The 20,665-nt window shown below is 67.8% G+C and carries 17 protein-coding genes and 1 tRNA gene; 13 read left to right on the plus strand and 5 right to left on the minus strand.

Annotation, left to right across the window (positions count from 1 at the left end):
- Nucleotides 1-77 precede the first annotated feature (77 nt).
- The 3 genes from OG876_RS10125 to OG876_RS10135 all read left to right on the plus strand — a co-directional run bounded on the left by OG876_RS10125 (nt 78) and on the right by OG876_RS10135 (nt 5,085).
- Complete coding sequence (locus OG876_RS10125; RefSeq protein WP_328524538.1) at nt 78-566, plus strand: hypothetical protein; 489 nt, start codon at nt 78-80, stop codon at nt 564-566.
- Nucleotides 567-700: 134 nt separating this feature from the next.
- Nucleotides 701-3,853: an AAA family ATPase gene (locus OG876_RS10130; protein WP_328524539.1), complete on the plus strand. Its 3,153-nt coding sequence runs from the start codon at nt 701-703 to the stop codon at nt 3,851-3,853.
- Nucleotides 3,853-5,085 (plus strand): McrC family protein, encoded by a 1,233-nt coding sequence (locus OG876_RS10135; protein WP_328524540.1) that lies wholly within the window; start codon nt 3,853-3,855, stop codon nt 5,083-5,085. Before OG876_RS10130 ends, OG876_RS10135 begins: the two co-directional genes overlap by 1 nt.
- Before the next feature lie 101 nt (nt 5,086-5,186).
- Here the strand turns inward: OG876_RS10135 and OG876_RS10140 are convergent, their stop codons facing one another.
- Both OG876_RS10140 and adh read right to left on the minus strand, forming a co-directional pair.
- The gene (locus OG876_RS10140; protein ID WP_328524541.1) at nt 5,187-5,564 is read right to left on the minus strand and encodes a DUF779 domain-containing protein; all 378 of its coding nucleotides are present in this window, start codon (nt 5,562-5,564) and stop codon (nt 5,187-5,189) included.
- A 2-nt stretch (nt 5,565-5,566) separates the two neighbouring features.
- On the minus strand, nt 5,567-7,090 hold the full coding sequence (gene adh / locus OG876_RS10145) for an aldehyde dehydrogenase (protein WP_328524542.1): 1,524 nt from the start codon (nt 7,088-7,090) through the stop codon (nt 5,567-5,569).
- Nucleotides 7,091-7,177: 87 nt separating this feature from the next.
- Between adh and OG876_RS10150 the strand changes: the two genes are divergently transcribed.
- The 5 genes from OG876_RS10150 (at nt 7,178) to OG876_RS10170 (ending at nt 14,341) form a co-directional block, all read left to right on the plus strand.
- Nucleotides 7,178-8,629 carry a GAF domain-containing protein gene (locus OG876_RS10150; protein WP_328524543.1) on the plus strand — a complete coding sequence of 484 codons (1,452 nt, stop codon included), beginning with the start codon at nt 7,178-7,180 and terminating at the stop codon, nt 8,627-8,629.
- 123 nt (nt 8,630-8,752) lie between these two features.
- Nucleotides 8,753-10,906, plus strand: coding sequence for a (Fe-S)-binding protein (locus OG876_RS10155; RefSeq protein WP_328524544.1), 2,154 nt, complete (start codon nt 8,753-8,755; stop codon nt 10,904-10,906).
- A gap of 107 nt (nt 10,907-11,013) precedes the next feature.
- Complete coding sequence (locus OG876_RS10160) at nt 11,014-11,808, plus strand: hypothetical protein (RefSeq protein WP_328524545.1); 795 nt, start codon at nt 11,014-11,016, stop codon at nt 11,806-11,808.
- Nucleotides 11,809-11,936: 128 nt separating this feature from the next.
- Nucleotides 11,937-13,478, plus strand: a complete 1,542-nt coding sequence (locus tag OG876_RS10165; protein WP_328524546.1) for an alkaline phosphatase D family protein — start codon at nt 11,937-11,939, stop codon at nt 13,476-13,478.
- A complete protein-coding gene (locus tag OG876_RS10170; protein WP_328524547.1) occupies nt 13,475-14,341 on the plus strand; it encodes a galactose-binding domain-containing protein in 867 nt (288 codons plus the stop codon). The genes OG876_RS10165 and OG876_RS10170 overlap by 4 nt, the downstream gene beginning before the upstream one ends.
- Here OG876_RS10170 and OG876_RS10175 read toward each other — a convergent pair.
- Nucleotides 14,338-15,132 carry an SDR family NAD(P)-dependent oxidoreductase gene (locus tag OG876_RS10175; RefSeq protein WP_328524548.1) on the minus strand — a complete coding sequence of 265 codons (795 nt, stop codon included), beginning with the start codon at nt 15,130-15,132 and terminating at the stop codon, nt 14,338-14,340. The genes OG876_RS10170 and OG876_RS10175 overlap by 4 nt on opposite strands.
- A 100-nt stretch (nt 15,133-15,232) precedes the next feature.
- Here OG876_RS10175 and OG876_RS10180 point away from each other — a divergent pair, with 100 nt between their 5' ends.
- The 4 genes from OG876_RS10180 (at nt 15,233) to OG876_RS10195 (ending at nt 18,881) form a co-directional block, all read left to right on the plus strand.
- The gene (locus tag OG876_RS10180) at nt 15,233-16,018 is read left to right on the plus strand and encodes a hypothetical protein (RefSeq protein WP_328524549.1); all 786 of its coding nucleotides are present in this window, start codon (nt 15,233-15,235) and stop codon (nt 16,016-16,018) included.
- A complete protein-coding gene (locus OG876_RS10185; RefSeq protein WP_328524550.1) occupies nt 16,006-16,848 on the plus strand; it encodes a DUF4097 family beta strand repeat-containing protein in 843 nt (280 codons plus the stop codon). The genes OG876_RS10180 and OG876_RS10185 overlap by 13 nt, the downstream gene beginning before the upstream one ends.
- A 105-nt stretch (nt 16,849-16,953) precedes the next feature.
- Entirely contained in the window at nt 16,954-17,178 is a 225-nt protein-coding gene (locus OG876_RS10190) for a hypothetical protein (RefSeq protein WP_328524551.1), read from the plus strand.
- A 227-nt stretch (nt 17,179-17,405) separates the two neighbouring features.
- Nucleotides 17,406-18,881, plus strand: a complete 1,476-nt coding sequence (locus OG876_RS10195) for a hypothetical protein (RefSeq protein ID WP_328524552.1) — start codon at nt 17,406-17,408, stop codon at nt 18,879-18,881.
- Between the two features lie 47 nt (nt 18,882-18,928).
- Here the strand turns inward: OG876_RS10195 and dcd are convergent, their stop codons facing one another.
- A complete protein-coding gene (gene dcd, locus OG876_RS10200) occupies nt 18,929-19,504 on the minus strand; it encodes a dCTP deaminase (RefSeq protein WP_328524553.1) in 576 nt (191 codons plus the stop codon).
- A 195-nt stretch (nt 19,505-19,699) separates the two neighbouring features.
- The gene (locus OG876_RS10205; RefSeq protein ID WP_328524554.1) at nt 19,700-20,140 is read right to left on the minus strand and encodes a MarR family winged helix-turn-helix transcriptional regulator; all 441 of its coding nucleotides are present in this window, start codon (nt 20,138-20,140) and stop codon (nt 19,700-19,702) included.
- 434 nt (nt 20,141-20,574) lie between these two features.
- Between OG876_RS10205 and OG876_RS10210 the strand changes: the two genes are divergently transcribed.
- Nucleotides 20,575-20,648, plus strand: a tRNA-Gly gene (locus OG876_RS10210).
- Nucleotides 20,649-20,665 lie beyond the last annotated feature (17 nt).

Here is a 20,665-nt window from a genome sequence, read left to right on the forward strand (position 1 = left end):
CGGCTGGGACACAGCCACCCGTAGTACTCTCCGAAAACTCTTGGTGATCCCATTGACTTGAGCCCTACCGTCAGACCATGTCCCTCGTCGACCGCGCCAGGGAACTACAAGCCGAAGCGCGCGAGCTGTTCACTCGCCTGGACCTGGAAACAGCCTTTCCTTGGCCGCCCACCCTCATCGGAAGCGCCCTGTCGGGAGTGATGGTGGACCGCGACCTGGACGTCATGTTCAACGCCCCCGACGCGAATGCGGGAACCATCCTGCATGGCCTGACAACCCTGACCCGCCGAGTGGAGCTCCGCAGCATCGACCTCCGCGACGAGCGGGGTGATCGCAGGCCGACAGCCGCGACGACGGACGAGCGGTTCTACGCGGTACTGCACACCGACACCTGGAAGATCGACCTGACCTTCTGGCTCCACGTAGTGACCCGCCCGCACGTCGAAGATGCCTTGAGGGTGCGAGACGCGACCGCCGAGCAGCGCCTACAAATCCTCCAACTGAAGAACGCCCAGCCCACCCGGGACAGCTCAGCCATCTACCGCGCTGTTCTCGGCGACGGATGAGGAAGCGCGCGATCACCGTTATGGTCGTGGACATGAGCGACAGCGACGCAGATGGATCTGATTCGACCGACGGACCACGCCGCGGGCTGCTGACGCAAACCGTCTACAAAGTCCTGGCATCGGGTGCCCATCCAATGCGCAGTTCGGAGGTCTTGTCCCGGGTCGCCGAGCTCATTGACTTCACCGCGCGAGAACTGAGCACGAACGCAAGTGGCCAGGTGCGCTGGCGAACTGCTGCGAACGCCGCGCTGTCCTGGTCCACCTTCGGTGGATGGCTGACGCGGGACGAGAACCAGGCCTATTCCTTGACAGAGAGCGGGGCGGAGGCGCTCGACGAACTGCCGCCCGACGAACTGTGGCTCGAGGTCACCCGTCGCTACCACGCGTCGAAGCGTGAAGATGCTGCACTAGGCGTCGGTTGGGAGCCGTTTCTCCGGTGGGCCCGCGAGCTGGTCCCGGACGTCGACCTAGACAAAGAAGAGCGCGATTACAAACTGAAAGCGGCGGAAAAGTGGGCCGCGGCGGGTGCCGCGTGCGCGGCCGGCAGCGCCGACTGGGCGGAGCGGCTCAGGCAGGCGGCGGCGGCAGGAAATTTCGTTGATCAGTTCGCCCAGACATGGCTGCGCAACCGCATCCAGGACCACCCCGATGAGGTCCGGGCAGCCTTCGGGCAGCTGCACACGTCCGGCGTGGTCGATGCCATCGACGCCTTCGGAGAGGAACTCGGCAGCTGGGGCGCGTACGCCAGCCCGGGCGATCGAACGGTCTTCGCGTCATGCCTGCTGCTCGGAGTCGACCCGACTTCGTTCCCGCCGTACCGACCAGCTCTTGGAACAGGCTGGGCAGCTCGGGTTGGCGAGACTCCCGGGACGTCACCTGGAGAGCGCTATTCGGCGCTGCTGTCGCTGTGCGACGACTTGCTCGACAGGTGGGGCGACGAGCAAACCCGGCTCCGGGATCGACTGGATGCCCAAGGCCTCGCGTGGCTGGTCCTGCAGTGGGCGCCACCGGACACCTGGCCGCCGATGAAGAGTGCCGAGCTGCAGCACTGGCGTAAAGGCAGCGCTGGCGAGGTTCGCGTCGATCGCGGTTCCGGGGTCAGCCCCATCATGGAGAGTGCGGCCTGGGACGTGTTGTCCGCCGGCCTGCGGGGCGAGACCTCGGCGCTCGTCAGCGGAGTCCGGAGCTGGTCCGTCGATACCGCGCAGGAGCTGGCCGACCGCTTGACGAGGGGCCAGGGTGGTCTGCGCTTCTTCGAACGGCTGGTCCAGCAACTCGAGGGCGCAACGGACGAGGTGCTGTGCCTCGCTGCCGAGTTCCTCTACATCAGGGACGCGCCGCTGCACGACATGAAGGCCTCGACCAAAGCCGACCGCATCGGCGTCCTTCTCGCCTCGATGTCAGGCGCACCCGGATTGCCCGAGTCACAGGTAACCGCACTGGACGACGGCCACGCATTCGCCGGCGGGCAGGGTTACCACGTCAAGGCGCCCGAACACCTGCAGTGGCTCTGCCGGTTCGTGCTGCACTGGCTTGAACAACCCCGAGACGTCGTCAACGAGGCGCTGCGGGACCCGTTCGCGTTCCGGGAGGTGACCACCGGCGTACCGGAAGACTCACCATCCATCCGGTACGCCGTCGAGTACCTCGCGTGGCCCGGCCTCTTTCCGTCGATCGTCAGCGCAGACCACCGTCGACGGATCCGTAACGGCTTGATCGCGGATCTCGGCAAGCCGAGCGGCAACCACGACGACGAGGTCACCCGTGATCTGGTCGCCCTCCGAACACTGCACGAACGGAAGAACAAGAACTTCGACTCCTGGTACGACCCGCCCTACGTCAACAGGTGGCGGCCCGGTTCGTCGGCCAGGCCGCGGGCCTGGCTCATCCGCACAGACACACCGAACGATGTCACCAGGTGGCTCGAGAAGGGATGTGTCGATCTCCGGGACCAAGCCGGGCTCGCGCTGGCCCCTGACATGTCTGCCAGGGCTGTCGCACGCCTCGTGAGCGATGGTTACGCGCATCTCGCACCGTCCCAGCGCGAAGAGCTCGCCGCGGCCCTTCATACGTTCCTCGAAGGCGTGCGGCCGCAGGACCTGGTGGTCGCCCTGACGGACGAGCAACTCATCATCGGCACGGTTGACGAGCCTTCGCCGGACGACGAACCGTCGCCACCGCTGACCCGCCCAGTCATCTGGTCTGCGTCGCGGAGACCGCTGGAGACGCTCCCAGCCAAAGTCAGCGCCGCCCTGGAGCAAGAGGGCCACGTCGTTGATCTCACCGCGGTGAGCGATCTCCTGAGCGCGCTCCTGGAGGACGAAACCCTCACGCCCGCCGAGCCCCGCCGGCCGCAAGCAGTCGAGCGGGTGCTGCTTCCGCCCGTGCCGCAGGACCTGGCCGACGAGTTGTACATGCCGGTCGCGCCACTCCAGGAGCTGGTCGAGCTACTCAACCGGCGCCGGCAGCTGATCGTCTACGGACCGCCCGGTACCGGCAAGACGTACGTCGCCAAGAAACTCGCGGAACGGCTTGCGGGGGCTCAGGATCCCAGCAGGGTCCGGCTCGTGCAGTTTCATCCTTCCTATGCCTACGAGGACTTCTTCGAGGGGTTCCGACCTGTCGAGGGGGATGGGAACCAGCCCTTCGCCCTGCAGGACGGTCCGCTCAAGCTGATGGCGGCCGAGGCAGCCAAGGCGGAGAACCGGGACAAGGCCTACGTGCTCATCATCGACGAGCTCAACCGCGCGAACCTGCCGAAGGTCTTCGGCGAGCTCTACTTCCTGCTGGAGTACCGAGAGGAGACCGTGCGGCTCCAATACCGGCCCGACCAGCCGTTCAGCCTCCCCGACAACATGCTCATCATCGGCACCATGAACACCGCGGACCGCTCGATCGCCCTCGTCGACGCAGCCATCCGGCGCCGGTTCCCGTTCTACGAGATGCACCCGCGCCGGGAGCCGGTGAGTGGGGTTCTCGCCGCCTTCGCGAAGCGTCAGCAGTTGACCGACGATCGGGTCGAGCTTCTCGCGGAGCTCAATCTGGCGATGGGGCAACCCGGCCACGACCTGCACATCGGTCCGTCGTACCTGATGCGGGACGGGCTGGATGCGCCCGGAGCACTGGAGCTGGTCTGGCGCTACGACATCCTGCCGCTGCTGCACGAGCACTTCTACGGCAGCAAGTCCCCAGAGCTGATCGACGAGGAGTTCGGGCTCGCAGGGCTGCGGAGACGGATCGCGCAACGCGCCAGGGCACAGGGGACCCCGGACGACGCGGACGCCTGATGAGTTTCAGGTACGAATCGCTCGACGAGCTCGCAGCGGACGGCATCGAGGTTCAGCTGGACCCCAACCAGGCGGTCCTGCTCGAGCGATCAGAGCTCGTCGATGTCCGGCGCGTGGACGACGGAACCTACCAGCTGTTGCCGAACGGCCGAGTCGGAGCCGTGCGCTTCGATAACCTCCAGATCGAGGTGACTCCGAAGCAGAAACTGGGAGTGGCGCATCTGATCTTCCTGCTCGGCTACGCCAAGAACCCGGGCTTCCGGCCGGAGACGGTAACCGCCGCGACGTACGGCGATCTGTGGCCGGCCATGGCCGAGTCGCTCATCGCGTCGGTCGAGCAAGCGTTGACGATGGGGCTGCTGCAGGGCTACCGCACAGAGCAGGAGGCTCTGCTGACGGTTCGCGGACGCATCGCGTTCGCGGACCAGCTTCGTCGTCGGCCCGGTTACTTCTTACCTATCGAGATGCGGTACGACGAGTTCAGCCCCGACATCGCTGAGAACCAGATACTGCTGGCCGCGATTTACCTCATGCTCGGCGTACCTCGCCTGCAGCCGGAGACCCGACGACGGCTGCTCCACCTCGCGGCGAGGTTCGCGGGTGTGACCCGGCTGTTGCCAGGTACGCCTGCTCCGGCCTGGCAGCCCTCGCGCCTCAACGATCGATATCAGTCCGCGCTAGGCCTGGCAGAGATCCTGCTGCGCCACAGTTCTACGCGAGTGTCGGCAGCAGGTGCCGAGATGTCGGCCTTCGTCGTCGTCATGTGGGAGGTCTTCGAAGACTTCGTCACGGTCGCCCTGAAGGAGGCCCTGGCCGGCTACCCTGGATACCTGGAGAGTCAGCTGGCCGCCTATCTGACCGGCGACGGAGACTGGACCAGAGGCGGCGGTAACTCCCATGGCGACGTGTTCATGCGGGTGGACGTCGTACATCGGGACGAGGCCGGCAACCCTGACGTCGTCTTCGACGCCAAGTACAAACTCGCCTCGAGCACGGGTACGAATGCCAACGCCGACCACTATCAGATGCTCGCCTACTGCACGGCCCTCCAAGTCCCCGTCGCCTGGCTCATCTATGCCGGCGGAGGAAAGGACATCCGGCGTAGCATCAAGAACGCGGGAGTCGACGTCGTCGCGGCCCCGATCAACCTGCGCCAGTCACCGCACGAGGTTCTGGCTCGAGTCCGCCAGATCGCGCTGACCGCGGTCAACGAGCCGGCCGTTTCGGTGTAGGCGTCGCCGCGTGACCACGAGGCGGTCAACCGCGAAAGCACGCGTGGGTACGTACAAGAGTGCCGGCCGTCCGGCAACGCCACCGGACGGTCGGCACTCGCTCAGAGGAGTCCCAGCGCCGCGGACTCTTGGTCGGTGAAGACGCGGGACCGGATCAGGAAGCGGACGCCCTCCGGTGCCTCCACCGAGAATCCGCTGCCGCGGCCCTTCACCACATCGACGGTGAGCTGTGTGTGCTTCCAATACTCGTACTGATTCGCAGACATCCAGAACGCGATCGGCCTGTCGAGGCCGTCGACGACCAGATCACCGAGATGCACGTCCGCCGACCCCGTTCGAAATTCCCCGTCCGGGAAACACATCGGCGAGCTGCCGTCGCAGCACCCACCGGACTGGTGGAACATCAGCGGACCGTGCATGTCGGTGAGACGGCGGAGCCAGTCCGCCGCCGCATCCGTGAGCAGCACCTTCTCGACCATGCTCAGAAGAACCCGAGCTTCGAAGGGCTGTAGCTGACCAGCAGGTTCTTGGTCTGCTGGTAGTGGTCGAGCATCATCTTGTGGTTCTCCCGGCCGATGCCGGAGTTCTTGTACCCGCCGAACGCCGCGTGCGCGGGATACGCGTGGTAGCAGTTCGTCCAGACCCGGCCGGCCTGGATCTCCCGCCCGGCCCGGTAGGCCGTGTTGATGTCGCGGGACCAGACCCCGGCGCCGAGGCCGTACAGCGTGTCGTTCGCGATCTTCATCGCGTCGGCGTAGTCGTCGAACCGGGTCACCGACACGACCGGGCCGAAGATCTCCTCCTGGAAGATCCGCATCTTGTTGTCGCCCTCGAAGATCGTCGGCTGGATGTAGTACCCGCCGGCCAGGTCCCCGTCGAGCTCGGCCCGCGCGCCACCCGTGACCACGCGAGCGCCCTCGGACCTGCCGATGTCGAGGTAGGACAGGATCTTCTCGTACTGGTCGTTGCTGGCCTGCGCACCCATCATCGTGTCGGAGTCGAGCGGGTTGCCCTGCTTGATCGCCTGGGTCCGCGCGGTCGCGTCGCCGAGGAAGTCGTCGTAGATCGACGACTGGATCAGCGCCCGGGACGGGCAGGTGCAGACCTCGCCCTGGTTCAGCGCGAACAGCGTGAAGCCCTCCAGCGCCTTGTCGTAGAACTCGTCCCGGCCGGCCGCGACGTCGGCGAAGAACACGTTCGGGCTCTTGCCGCCGAGCTCCAGCGTGACCGGGATGATGTTCTCCGAGGCGTACTGCATGATCAGCCGGCCGGTCGTGGTCTCACCAGTGAACGCGACCTTGGCGACTCTGTTGCTTGAGGCAAGCGGTTTGCCGGCCTCCACGCCGAATCCGTTGACCACGTTGAGCACGCCGGGTGGCAGCAGGTCGTGGATCAGCTCGAGCCAGACATGGATCGACGCGGGCGTCTGCTCGGCCGGCTTCAGGACGACCGCGTTGCCGGCGGCCAGCGCGGGCGCCAGCTTCCAGGTCGCCATCAGGATCGGGAAGTTCCACGGGATGATCTGAGCGACCACGCCGAGCGGCTCGTGGAAGTGGTACGCGATGGTGTCGTCGTCGATCACCGAGACCGAGCCCTCCTGGGCCCGCAGCGCACCGGCGAAGTACCGGAAGTGGTCGATCGCCAGCGGCAGGTCGGCGGCCAGCGTCTCCCGCACCGCCTTGCCGTTGTCCCAGGTCTCGGCGACCGCGAGCAGTTCGAGGTTCGCCTCCATCCGGTCGGCGATCTTGTTCAGGATGTTCGCGCGCTCGGCCGGTGAGGTGCGTCCCCACCCGGGCGCGGCACCGTGGGCGGCGTCGAGAGCGCGCTCGACGTCGTCCGCCGTACCGCGGGCGATCTCGGTGAAGTTCTGTCCGGTGACGGGAGTGGGATTCTCGAAGTACGCACCCTTGGCCGGCGGCACCCACTCGCCGCCGATGTAGTGCTCGTAGCGCGACTTGTACGTGACCGGGCTGCCATCCTGCCCGGGAGCTGCGAAGATCGTCATAGGTCCTCCTTCAGATCGGAAACCCACGTTTGACCGAACGTAGGAGGATGGACGTTGCACCGACGTTGCAACGTGGAGCGAGGCGGCATGGACGCATCGGAGCAGGCTCGCCGGTTGAGCGCGTTGTACGACGAGGTGCTCGGTGGCGGCCGGGTGCCCGGTGCGCCGCGCCCACTGGTCGCCGCGTCCTGGGAGCGGTCGCTCGCCGCCGCGGTCGATCCCGAACTGGACGCGCCGCCGGTGATCGTCGACCCCGAGGTACTCGAGGCGATCCGGGAGAACCACCCCCTGCGGGCCGTCCTGCCGGTCCTGCGGCAGACGCTGACCACGATCGCCGACGAGGCGTCGCACATCATGATCATCACCGACGCCCAGGGGATGATCCTCTGGCGTGAGGGTGCTTCCGACGTCAAACGCCAAGCGGATCGGATCGCCTTGTCCGAGGGCGCGGTGTGGTCCGAGGACCAGATCGGCACCAACGGCATGGGTACGTCGCTCGCCGTCGGGGAGCCGGTCCAGATCCACTCGGCCGAGCACCTGGTCCGTCGCATCCACGACTGGACCTGTGCCGCCGCGCCGGTCCACGACCCCGACACCGGCAAGGTGATCGGCGCGGTCGACGTCTCCGGTCCGCTGCGCACGGTCCACCCCGCGATGGTCGCGCTGGTGACCGCCGCGGCCCAGCTCGCCGAAGGGCAACTGCGGGTCCGGATGGCCGCGGCCGACGAGAGGCTGCGCGCCCGCAACATGCGGCACCTGATGGCACTGGACGGTGCGCCCGGTGCGTTGCTGACCCCGTCCGGCCGCGTGCTCGCCGTACAGCCGCTCGAGTGGTTGCCCGACCGCCTCGTCGTCCCGGACGGCGCTGACCGCATCGACCTCGGCGACGGCCGCGAGGGGTTGATCGAGCAACTCGACGAGGGCTACCTGCTCCGGATGCCCGGTACGCCGGTCCGCCGCAGCCGGCCGTCACTCCGGCTGAAGCTGCTCGGCGCGGGTCAACCGATCGCGGTCGTCGGCGGCCGCGAGATCGCGCTCACCCTGAGGCGGGCCGAGGTACTCGCACTGCTTCTCCTGCATCCGTCCGGGCTCACCGCCGAGCAGCTGATGCTCCAGTTGTACGGCGACGAGGGCAACCCGACGACCGTGCGCGCGGAGATGCACCGGCTGCGGACTCTGCTCGGTGGTGGAGTGCTCGACACCAAGCCGTACCGGATCATCGCCGACGTCACCGGCGACGTGACCGACGTCCAGGCCGCCCTCCGCAACGGCGACCTCGACGCCGCCCTCGACCTGTACGCCGGCCCGCTGCTGGCGCGCTCCGACGCGCCGGCTCTGCGCGCCGAACGTGACGAGCTGGACGCCACCGTCCGCCGCGCCGTCCTCGACGCCGACGATCCCGACGTCCTCTGGCGCTTCGCCCAGACATCGACCGGCGCCGAGGACCTGGAGATCTTCGAGGCGCTCGACACCGGTCTGCCGCCGGACGACCCGCGCCGTCCGGCGGTCGCCGCCCGGCTCGACCGTCTGATCAGTTGACCGACTGCGGTCACAACGGGATCCAGGTAACGCTCTGTGTCGATCTGCTCACCACCACATCTCGGGCGTGACGAGGGCCGCATCGACATGACTCACGGGTAACCGACCAATAACATCGCTGGTATGCAGATCCTCGCCATCGTCGTCTCGCTCGCGATCACTGCCGTCGGTGTCGCGCTGTTCGGCAAGACGATCGGGCACATGGTGTCCGTCATCAAGCTGGGCCAGCCGGCCGGCCGCACCGACAACCCGGGGCGGCGCTCCGCCACGCTGGCCAAGGAGACCCTCGGCCACACCCGGATGCTGCAGTGGAGCCACGTCGGTGTCCTGCACTGGTTCGTCGCGTTCGGATTCATCGGGCTGTTCCTCACCCTGGTGACGGCGTTCGGCCAGTTGTTCGACCCGCACTGGGTGCTGCCGGTGATCGGCCACTGGTTCGTGTTCGAGTGGGTCAGCGAGTTCCTCACCTGGACCGGCCTGGTCTCGATCATCGGGCTGATGGTGATCCGGCTGCGCAATCTGCCGCGGGGCGAGAAGGGCCGCTACAGCCGCTTCTTCGGTTCCACCGCCTGGCAGGCGTACTACGTCGAGTACACGATCCTCGGCGTACTGATCTGCATCCTGCTGCTACGCGGACTCGAGTACGAGCTCGGCGGCGGGACGAAGTTCCACTTCCCCAGCACGTTCTTCATCGGAAACGCTCTGTTCGGTGGCATGTCCGAGCAGGCCCTCGAGAACACCGTCTATCTGATCGCGATGATCAAGATCCTGATCTCGTTCGCCTGGATGATCACGATCTCGCTGAACGCCACGATGGGCGTGGCCTGGCACCGCTTCACCGCCTGGCCGAACATCTGGTTCAAGCGCGAGGCCGACGGCGGTACGGCGCTCGGCGCCCTGCAGCCGATCATGGTCAAGGGCGAGCCGATCGACTTCGAGAACATCGAGGAACTGGACGAGGACGCGGCCCTCGGCGTCGGCAAGGTCGAGGACTTCACCTGGAAGGGCCTGCTCGACTTCACCACCTGCACCGAGTGCGGCCGCTGCCAGTCGCAGTGCCCGGCGTGGAACACCGACAAGCCGTTGTCACCCAAGCTGGTGATGATGAACCTGCGCGAGCACGCGTACGCCAAAGCGCCGTACCTGCTGGCGTCGTCGGACGACGAGCGGAAGTCGCTGCCCGAGCTGGTACTCGCGGAACAGGACAAGCCGCTCGTGGGTCCGGCGGACGTCGCGGTCATCGACGAGGACGCGCTGTGGGCGTGCACCTCGTGTGGTGCGTGCGTGCAGCAGTGCCCGGTCGACATCGAGCACGTCGACGCGATCATGGACATGCGCCGCTACCAGGTGCTGATCGAGTCGTCGTTCCCGTCCGAGCTCAACGGCCTCTTCAAAGGCCTGGAGAACAAGGGCAACCCGTGGAACATGAACCCGTCCGGCCGGATGGACTGGGCCAAGGACCTTCCGTTCGAGGTCAAGCAGGTCGGTACGGATGTCGAGACGCTGGCTGAGGTCGAGTACCTGTTCTGGGTCGGCTGCGCCGGTGCCTACGAGGACCGGGCGAAGAAGACCACCCAGGCGGTCGCTGAGCTGCTCAACATCGCCGGCGTCAGCTTCGCCGTACTGGGTGACGGCGAGACCTGCACCGGCGACCCGGCCCGGCGGTCCGGCAACGAGTTCGTCTTCCAGCAGCTCGCGATGCAGAACGCGGAGGTCTTCAAGGAGACCGGCGCGAAGAAGGTCGTCTCCACCTGCGCGCACTGCTTCAACACGCTGAAGAACGAGTACTCCCAGCTCGGTGTCGAGCTCGACGTCATCCACCACACCCAGCTGCTCAACCGGCTCGTCCGCGAGGGCAAGCTGACCCCGGTCGCGCCGGCCGACAGCTCCCTCAACGGCCAGAAGATCACCTACCACGACCCGTGCTACCTCGGCCGCCACAACCAGGTGTACGACGCCCCGCGCGAACTGCTCGACATCATCCCGGGCGCGGAGTACGCCGAGATGCCGCGGAACCAGACCAAGTCGTTCTGCTGCGGCGCCGGCGGCGCGCGGATGTGGATGGAGGAGAAGCTCGGCAGCCGGATCAACCTGAACCGGACCACCGAGGCGGTCGAGACCGGCGCGGACAAGATCGCCACCGGCTGCCCGTTCTGCCGGGTGATGCTGTCCGACGGCCTCACCGCCAAGCAGGCGGACGGCTCGGCCCGCGAAGCGGTCGAGGTCCAGGACGTCGCCCAGCTCCTGCTCGCCTCGGTCAAGCGCGGCGAAAGCTGATCATTGCTGCGTTAAGCCGGGTTGCAACTAGCTGCAAAAGACTTCCTCTCCAGGCGGTCCAGACCATAAGATCCGACGGTTTGTACATCTGGGGAGGAATCAACACCATGAAGCTCCGCACGGCGATCGCCGCCGTCGCCACCGTTCCGCTTGCTCTCGGCCTCGCCGCCTGCGGTAACGACGCCAAGCCCGAAGCCACCGGCTACAAGCCGTCCGCTCCGGCCTCGACTCCGGTCGCCACCAACACCGCCGCGCCGGTCAAGCCGGCCCCGGTGGCACACCTGAACCGCGTCACCTTCGTCCCGGCGATGAACGCCGCGATCAGCAAGCAGAAGTCCTGGCGCATCATCGGCAAGATGACCGCCAACGGCAGCACCGTGCTGACGATGGACGGCTTCCAGACTGCCAAGCCACTGGCCATGTCGATGACGATGACCGGCGCTGCCTTCCAGGGCAAGACGGCGAAGATGGTCATGATCAAGGGCACCGGCTACCTGTCGATGCCTGGCCTCACGCCGGCCGGCAAGTACCTGAAGATCGATATCGGCGAGCAAGGCCAGCTCGGCGAGATGCTCCAGGGCGGCGACCCGACCAAGATCTTCAACTCCTTCGACTCGAGCGTGGCCGGCGTCAAGTTCGTCCGCACGGAGACCATCGGCGGGGAGAAGCTGGACCGGTACGCCGTCACCGTCAACGCCGCGAAGGCCCTTGCCGCACAGGGCAAGAAGGTCCCCGCGGGCGTGCCGAAGACCCTGACCTACACGATGTGGATGGACAAGTCCCACCTGGTCCGCCGCCTGTCGTTCGACCTGAGCGGCGTGTCGATGGTGATGTCGATGTCCGACTACAACAAGCCCGTCAGCATCACCGCACCTCCCGCGAGCAAGATCGTCTCTCGCTGAGACCGGATCCGGACAGATCCCACCCGATCCTGAGAACTTCTCGTAATCTCCCGTTACGGAAGTGATCACCTACGGATGATCGGGTGGGGCCTGTGCCGATGCGCAGTAGTCGACGAACCTTTCTGACCGTGTCCGGGACGGCGGCCGCGCTGGCGCTGACCGGCAAACTGCCCGAGATCGGGAGTGCGACGGCCGGGTCGACCGGCCGGCCCGATCGGCGGGATCCGTTCACCCTGGGAGTCGCGTCCGGCGATCCGTTGCCGGACGCGGTGGTGATCTGGACCAGGCTCGCGCCGGAGCCGCTCACGCCGTTCGGCGGGATGGACCGGCGTCCGGTCGAGGTCCAGTGGCAGGTCGCGGAGGACGAGCACTTCCGCCGGATCGTCCGCGACGGCGTGACCCAGGCCCGGCCGGAGGCGAGCCACTCGGTGCACGTCGACGTACGAGGACTGCGGCCGTGGCGGCAGTACTGGTACCGCTTCCGCGTGAACGGCAGGCTCAGCCCGGTCGGCCGGACCAAGACCGCACCGCCGGCCGACGCGAACCTGTCCCAGCTGTCGCTGGCCTTCGCCTCCTGCCAGGCTTCGTGGGAGGGCTGGTACACGGCGTACGCCGACATGGCCAAGCGGGACCACGATGTGGTGTTCTTCCTCGGCGACTACATCTACGAGTTCGGCATCGACCGCGGTATCCGGCCGGACTCGAACGAGCCCTACATCACCCAGCAGACCGTCACGCTGGACGAGTACCGCCTCCGGTACGCGGCGTACAAGCTGGATCCGGATCTTCAGCGAGCACATGCGGTCGCGCCGTGGATCGTGACGCTCGACGACCACGAGGTGGTCGACAACTGGGCCGACGAGGCGCATCCGAGCGCGCCGCCCGCGCAGTTCCTGGTCCGGCGGGCCAACGCGTTCCGCGCGTACTGGGAACACATGCCGCTGCGGCTCGCGCAGTTGCCGAAGGGCCCGGACATGCAGCTCTACCGGCGGTTCGAGTTCGGCCGGCTGGCCGAGTTCAGCGTGCTCGACACCCGGCAGTACCGCTCGGACCAGGCGTACGGCGACGGCACCAAGGCGCCCGGTCCGGAGACGAAGGACCCGGCCCGCACGATCACCGGCGACGCCCAGGAGAAGTGGCTGCTCGACGGCTGGACGGCCTCGCGATCGCGCTGGAACGTGATGGCCCACCAGACCGCGATCGCCCGGCTCGACACCAAGGACGGTCCCGACGTCCTGGTCCCGATGGACACCTGGGACGGGTACGAGGCGTCCCGCGACCGGGTCCTCGGCGGCGCCGCGCAACGGAAGATCCGCAACCTGGTCTCGATCGCCGGCGACCTGCACCGCAGCGTCGCGTCGGACCTCAAGCTCGACTTCACGAACCCCGACTCGCAGACCGTCGCCGCCGAGTTCGTCGGTACGTCGATCACGTCAGGCCTGGACGGCATGGACATCGATCCCGGCGGCCAGACCCTGCTGAACGAGAACCCGCACATCAAGTTCGGCAACTTCCAGCGCGGTTACGTGAGCTGCAGCATCACGCCGCAGCAGTGGATCTCCGACTACCGGGTGGTCGACAAGGTCACGGTCCAGAACGGCACTGTCAGCACCCGCGCCAAGCTCTTCGTCGAGGACGGGCGCCCGGGCATCTCGGAGGTGCAGCGATGAAGATCCGCTGGCAGTCGGCCGTCGGCTTCGGTGCCGCGGTGGCGGCGACCCTGGTCGCGTCCAGTTCGGTGCCCCAGGCAACCAACAGTCATCCGCAGACCGACGTACAGGTCTCGGTCGAACCGCAGCAACTGAGCGTCGTCGGCCTGCCCTGCTTCCCGGGCAACCTGACGCTCACCATGACCAACACCGGCAGCCAGGACCGGTACGCCGACCTGAGGCTGGCCCCGAGTGGTCCGTTGCAACTGTCCCGGGAGCTGTTCTCGTCCTGGCTGCCCGCCGTCGACCCTGACCAGCCGGTGTCCGCACCGGTCGAGGTCCGCGTCCCGCGCGACACCAAGCCCGGCTCGTACAAGATCGACCTCGAGGTCGACAAGACCAGGCTCACCGTCCCGGTCCAGGTGAACCCGCTGCCGTCGAAGGATCCGGGCAGCAACGTCGCCCTCGGCGAGCAGGCCGCCGCCTCGTCGACGCACGGCAACTTCTTCCTCTGCGGTGCGGTCGACGGCGACAAGGACTCCGAGCACTGGGACACCCTGACCGGCTGGAACGACGGCACCCGCGCGGTCTTCCCCGACAACTACGACGTCACCCTCGCCCAGCCGGCCACCATCAACCGCGTCGAGCTCTACACGCTCAACTCGGCCAAGTACCCGGCCGCGACCAACGGCCTGCGCGACTGGGACGTCCAGGTCTCGGCCAACGGGACGTGGCAGACCGTCGCCCAGGTCCGCGGCAACACCGCCGGCCACGTCACGTCCACCTTCGCCCCCGTCCAAGCCACGGCCGTCCGCATCCTCTGCCTCGACGGCAACGACCACACCTACTCCCGCATCGTCGAACTCGAGGTCTACGGCAACTAGTGCAGGTAGGAGGCGCCGTTGAAGTCGAGGACGGCGCCACTGGACCAGATGGCCTGTGGGGAGGCGAGCCAGACGATGGCGTCGGCGACCTCCTCGGCAGTGGCGGTGCGGTTGAAGGGGCTCTGGGCGCGGATCGCATCGCCGGCGGGACCGGACAGGATGGTCTCGGTCATATCGGTGGTGATGAATCCCGGCGCGATTGACGTCACGGTGATGTCATGTGGCGCCAGCGAGACGGCCAATGACTGGCCCAGGGAGTGCAGTCCGGCCTTCGCGGCGCCGTACGCGGGCACGTCCGGCTCTCCGCGGTAGGCGCCGCGCGACCCCACATTGACGATCGCACCCCGCCGTACGCCCTCGGCGGGCTCCTTGTCGAGCATCTGCCGGGCCACACACCAGGTCACGTGCGCCGCCCCTTCCAGATTCACCGCGAGAGTACGGCGCCAGGCCGCGACCCACTCGTCGTACGGCGTCTCGGCCGGCGGATGCCCGATCCGACGGGACCCGGCGACCGGCTCGTCGACGAACAGGGCGGCGTTGTTCACCAGCACGTCGATCCGGCCGAGCGCGGCGGCCGATTCCTCAACCAGGGCAGGGATTGCGGCCGAATCGCCGAGGTCGGCGGCGACCACCGCATGACCGTCGCCGGGCAGTCCGGCCCGGACTTCCTCGGCCAGGTCGACCGCGCCACGGCAATGCAGCACGACCCGGTCGCCGGCCTGCGCGAAAGCCCGCGCGGCGGCCGCACCGACACCCCTGGACGCGCCGGTGACGAGTACTCCTCTGGACACGGTTCCTCCTGTCGACGACTGGCCCTCATTCTGCCCGTGCCACCACCATGACATCAGAAGGGGTTGACAGTGACGTCATGATGACGTCATGCTTGCTGTCATGGAACTTGATCACTACCTCGAGTCGGTCCGGCGGAGCGTGGAGAACGCAACCGCCCTGGCCGACGACCAAACTCGCTCCGTAGCACAGCGCCTCGGAGCCACGCTGGATGACGCGGGCCGCCTGGCCCTCATCTCAGCCCTGTCCGACGCCGCCGGGGAGATCAGCCGCGAGCTGTCCCCCGGTTCGGTCGAGCTCCGGATGGCCGGTGGCCGTCCCGAGTTCGTGGTCACGCCGGCCCCGAGCCAGCTGACCGGTCCGGACGAGACCGACGACGACATCGACGACGAGACCGACACCGACGTCACCGACCAGCTCACGCTGGACGCCGACGAGCCGACCGCACGGATCACGCTGCGGCTGCCGATGTCGATCAAGAACAAGGTGGACGAAGCCGCCACGGCCGAGGGCATCTCCTCGAACGCGTGGCTGATGCGCACCGTGATGACCGAGCTGAGCGACCGCCGCCGCGGTGGCCCCCGCCCGCCCCGGCCGCCGCGCCCGCCGCGCGGTGGGGTCTTCGGACCGGACGGACCGCTCGGCCCGAACGGCCCGCTCGGACCCGACGGGGTCTTCGGACCGGACGGCGTGTTCGGCCCCGGTGGACCCTTCGGCGAGGAAGGCGTGTTCGGCAACGACCGCGGCCGGCGTGGCCGTGACCGCGACCGGGACCGCCGGCGCGAAGACAAGGATCAGCGCCGCGAGGAGCACCAGCGGCGGCGCGAGGAGCACCAGCGCCGTGGTGGCCACGGGCCGGGACAACGGATGACGGGATGGGTCCAGTGAGCGGCTTCAGCAGCCAGATCGTCGAGGACGCGGGCAAGATCGACCGGGTCCGGATCGAGATCGGCTCCGGCAAGGTCGAGATCGTGCCGAACGACGGCACCGAGACCGTGGTCAGCCTGGACGTCGACAGCGGCCCCGAGGACGACGTGGTCTTCACCGTCGAGGACGGCGAACTGATCGTCGAGGGTCCCCGCAACGTCCGCGGCCGCGGCCCGGAGATCCAGGTCAAGATCGCCACCCCGGCGACTCTGGACGCGCGGATCAAGACCGGCTCCGGCGACATCGACTCGCGGATGCCGCTGGGTACGGCGCGGTTGGCGACCGGCTCCGGCGACGTCCAGCTCGACCGGGTCGAGAGTGACCTCGGAGTCAGCACCGGCAGCGGCGACGTCAAGGTCGAGCACGCGGCCGGCGCGGTCCGGGCCAGCACCGGCTCCGGGTCGATCGACATCGGCGAGGCCGCCGACCAGCTGGGTCTGAGCACCGGCTCCGGCGACGTCAAGGTCGGCGACGCCGGCGGTCCCACCACCGTCAAGGTCGGCTCGGGTGACATCACCATCGAGCGGATCCGCGACCACTCGGTCGCCACCTCCGGCTCCGGCGACGTCACGGTCGAGATCGCCGACGGGCCGAGCGTCCAGGCCGAGACGGCCCGCGGTGACGTCCAGATCGGGGTTCCCGACGGCGTCCCGGCGTACCTGGACCTGAAGACCGTCACCGGACGGATCCGGTGCGAGCTGGAGCCCGGCGAGAAGCCGGCCGAGGGTGAGCACGCGCTGATGCTGCGGGCCCGCACCGTCTCCGGCGACATCACCGTCGTCAAGGTCTGAACCACACCACCCAGGAAGGTCCCGCACGTCTTCGGTCTGGCGGGACCTGGGCGAAGCATTGCCGAAATCACATCAGTACGGGGACAACGTGAGGGGAGCATGGACATGATCACCGAATACGAAGAAGTCGCACGCTACCGGGTCGCCGAGCAGTTGCGGGCCGCCGAGGCCAGGGCTCAGCGCCACGACCGCAAGCCGGAGGGCAACGGCCCGCGGCACGGACTCGCCACCGCCCTCCGCCGGCTGGCGGACCGCCTCGAGCCGGCCTCCCGCCGGCTGGCCGAACCCCAGCCCCGCCACCGCGGGACCGGCCTGTCGATCGTCCGATGACCGGCGTACCGATGACCGGCCAACCGCTGAGCGGTGCAGCCGCCGCACTCTGCAGCGTGCTGCACCGCCTGGGACTGGTGACGGTGGGGACCCGGAGTCACAGCTGAGTCTGCAGGTTGGTGCAACCCCTGTGGATAACCGCGATCGGGGACCCGCGAACACTGCTAGCGTTCAGGCGATCATTCTCGGTCGAGACCTGGGGAGAGTAACCAACGATGCTGCGTCCGATGGTCGCAACAGCCGCCGTCACCGCCGCCGTCGTCCTGCTGGCCGGCTGCGGCGGAGACGACAAGAAGTCCGACGCGAGGTCCGCAGGCGGAGAGTCCTCGGCCCCGGCCACCCCGTCGGCACCACCCGTAGCGTCCTTCGACCCGCCCAAGGGATTCGCCGCGGTGTCGGCGTTCGGCGTCCCCCGCAACGCCAAGGACAACGAGTACAGCCTGACCTCCGGCATGGTCGGCCAGACGTCTCTGATGGCCGGCAAGTTCGGCATCACCGGACGGAACATCGCCGCCCAGGGGCAGCCGTGGACCGTCCCACCCGCGGAGTCCGAGACCACCACCATCACCGCGATGACCGAGCCGATGCCCGTCCAGCTGGACGGCAAGGACGTGGTCGCGATCGCCTACGTCCAGTCCGTCACCGGCAGCGGCACGCAGAAGGCCAAGGGCCAAGTGCTGTTCCAGTGGATCGACGCGGCCGACGGCAAGAAGATCGCCGAAGTGGCAGCGGACCTCACGCCGCTCCTCGGCGCCGGCCAGACCGGCGACAACATCGTGAGCCAGGCGTACGACGCCGCCACCGGTCAGATCGTGGTCGGCGTCCATCCCGACACACCGACCCCGCAGTCCGGCGGGATCTTCAGCGTCTACGCCGACCCGAAGACACAGAAGTCGAGCCTGATCCCGTCCTTCGAACCGGCCGGCGTGCTCAACGGGGTCGTCGCCGGACTGAACGGCGGCGACGCGGGCGGCCGCGGCGCCGCGACGATCCTGATCGCCGACGCCGCGACAGGCAAGATCACGAAGCAGTTCCCGACCAAGCAGGCCACCCTGTACGGCGCCGGCCACGGCTCGAAGCGCGCCTATGTGTCCGGAAGCACCGTTGTGAACGACAACTACAACAACGTTCTGTACTCGATCGACATCGCGACCGGTGCGGTCGTGCCGATCAAGGCTCAGGTCGTCGATCACCCGATCAAGTTCAGGTGCTTGGGCGACGAGGCCAACGCGGTGGTCTGCGCCGAAGGCATGGGCAACAGCAGCGAGATCCTCGGCATCGACGACACGACCGGCAAGAAGACTTGGGGATACACCGACAAGGCTGCGAACCGGCTCGTCCCTGACGTCACCGCCGCCTTCCATGGCGTCATCTACGGGCAGACCGAGGCCCAGCCGGTGCTGCTCGACGCAGCCACCGGGAACGACATCCCGGCCGGCGCGCCGACGCCCTCGGAGAGCACGAGCCCGTCGGACGGCAGCACCCCGTCGGAGAGCAGCACACCGACCGAGGGTTCGACCCCGAGCCAGGATCCTGGCTTGGGGGCGACTGACCCGGGCAGTGCGAACGGTTCGGACATGTCCCTGTACAACAACAAGCCGGAGTCGCCGACCGCGGTGACGAAGTACGGCGGCGTCTACACGCAGGGAGCGGGCGACTCGAGCTTCCAGACGGTGCTCATCGCGCTCAAGCCGACTGCCTGATCGAAGGGCTCCTGGGGTGACCCGGGAGCCCTTTGCGTTGCGGCGTACTAGACGTCGGTGCGGTGGAAGTTCTGGTACGAGCGGGACGGGGTGGGGCCGCGTTGGCCCTGGTAGCGGGAGCCGTACTTGACGGAGCCGTACGGGTGTTCGGCCGGGGACGAGAGCCGGAAGAAGCAGAGCTGGCCGATCTTCATGCCGGGCCAGAGCTTGATGGGCAGCGTGGCCACGTTGGACAGCTCCAGCGTCACGTGCCCGGAGAACCCGGGGTCGATGAATCCGGCTGTGGAGTGCGTCAGCAGCCCGAGCCGGCCCAGCGAGGACTTGCCCTCCAGCCGCGCCGCCACGTCGTCGGGCAGCGTCACCAGCTCGTACGTCGACCCCAGGACGAACTCACCGGGATGCAGGATGAACGGCTCCTCGCCGTCCGGCTCGACCAGCCGGGTCAGGTCGGGCTGTTCCTCGGCCGGGTCGATGTGCGGGTACTTGTGGTTCTCGAAGACCCGGAAGAACCGGTCCAGCCGTACGTCGACACTCGACGGCTGCACCATCGCAGCGTCGAACGGATCGAGCTGGACCCGCTTCGCGTCGAGCTCGGCCAGGATGTCACGGTCGGAGAGCAGCACGGTCGCACGTTAGCAGCGCGCTGCTCATCCGCCCAGTTCCCGCCTCACTCCGCCGGTCGTCCGGCGGACCTGTCCGTGGGCTGGTGGTGGATCGTCCGGAGCCCTCAGCTCCCCGGCGAGACCTCACCACCAGACTTCACGGGTGCGGTTCCGATACCGTTGCGGCGTACCGAAACCGGGCCTGAGGCAACTAACTCAGCCGGCCAGTTTGTTGAATCTCGCCACCTGGGTGGCGAAGGTCTTCACCTGCGCAGGCGACCAGTCCTTGAGCAGGTCCTCGATCACCTTGTGCCGCTTCTTCCGGGCCGCCGCCAGCTTGCGCTTGCCGGCCGCCGTCAGTGTCAGCAGGGTCGCCCGCGCGTCCGACTTGTCGGCCGCCCGCTTCAGCAGACCTTCCTCCTCCAGCCGCGCGCAGGCCCGGCTGACCGGACCCTTGTCCACCTCGAGCGCCGCGACCAGGTCGGCCATCCGCACCGGCGCCAGCTCCTCGACGTGGTTCAGCAACGCGTACTGCGCCGGCTCCAGGTCCGGGTGCGCCTCGTCGGACAGCGTCCGCTGCAGACCGCGCAGCCGCCGTGCCATCGTGACGAGCTCCTTCTCCAGGTTCTCCAGCGCGTCACTTGTCTCTGTTGCCACCGTTCACCCCTTCATCCAGTTGCCCCGCAACCATCTTGTCCGGTCCTGACGAGGACCGCATCCTCACGTTGCGTCAAATGTTGCCCCCGGCAACGCGTTCTAATCTGCCAGAAGATGACGGACCTGCCCAGTCCTGGGCGTGCCCTTTGTGGAAAACTCCCCAAGAACCCCGATCGCAAACCGTCCGGGTCCCCCTTTTCGATGCATCCGGCACCTGATCTCCTGACCCCGCAACAACCACCCCACCGGTCCGGCCCCGAACGACGCACCGAGGTGCCCGCCCGGTCAGTGCACCGCGCTCGACCGTCCGTTCGCGCCGCGCTGCCGGGCAGTGCGTCGCGGTCGGCCGCCCGTTCGCGCCGCGCCGCACCCGTCGTGCTTTCGCCCCCACCGATCGGCTATGCTCTTCTGCGCCTGCCGGTTCCACCGGCTCCGCGGGTGTAGTTCAATGGCAGAACATCAGCTTCCCAAGCTGACAGTGCGGGTTCGATTCCCGTCACCCGCTCCAGATCAAAGCCCCAGGTC

The organism is Kribbella sp. NBC_00359 (assembly GCF_036097425.1).
Lineage (GTDB): Bacteria > Actinomycetota > Actinomycetes > Propionibacteriales > Kribbellaceae > Kribbella.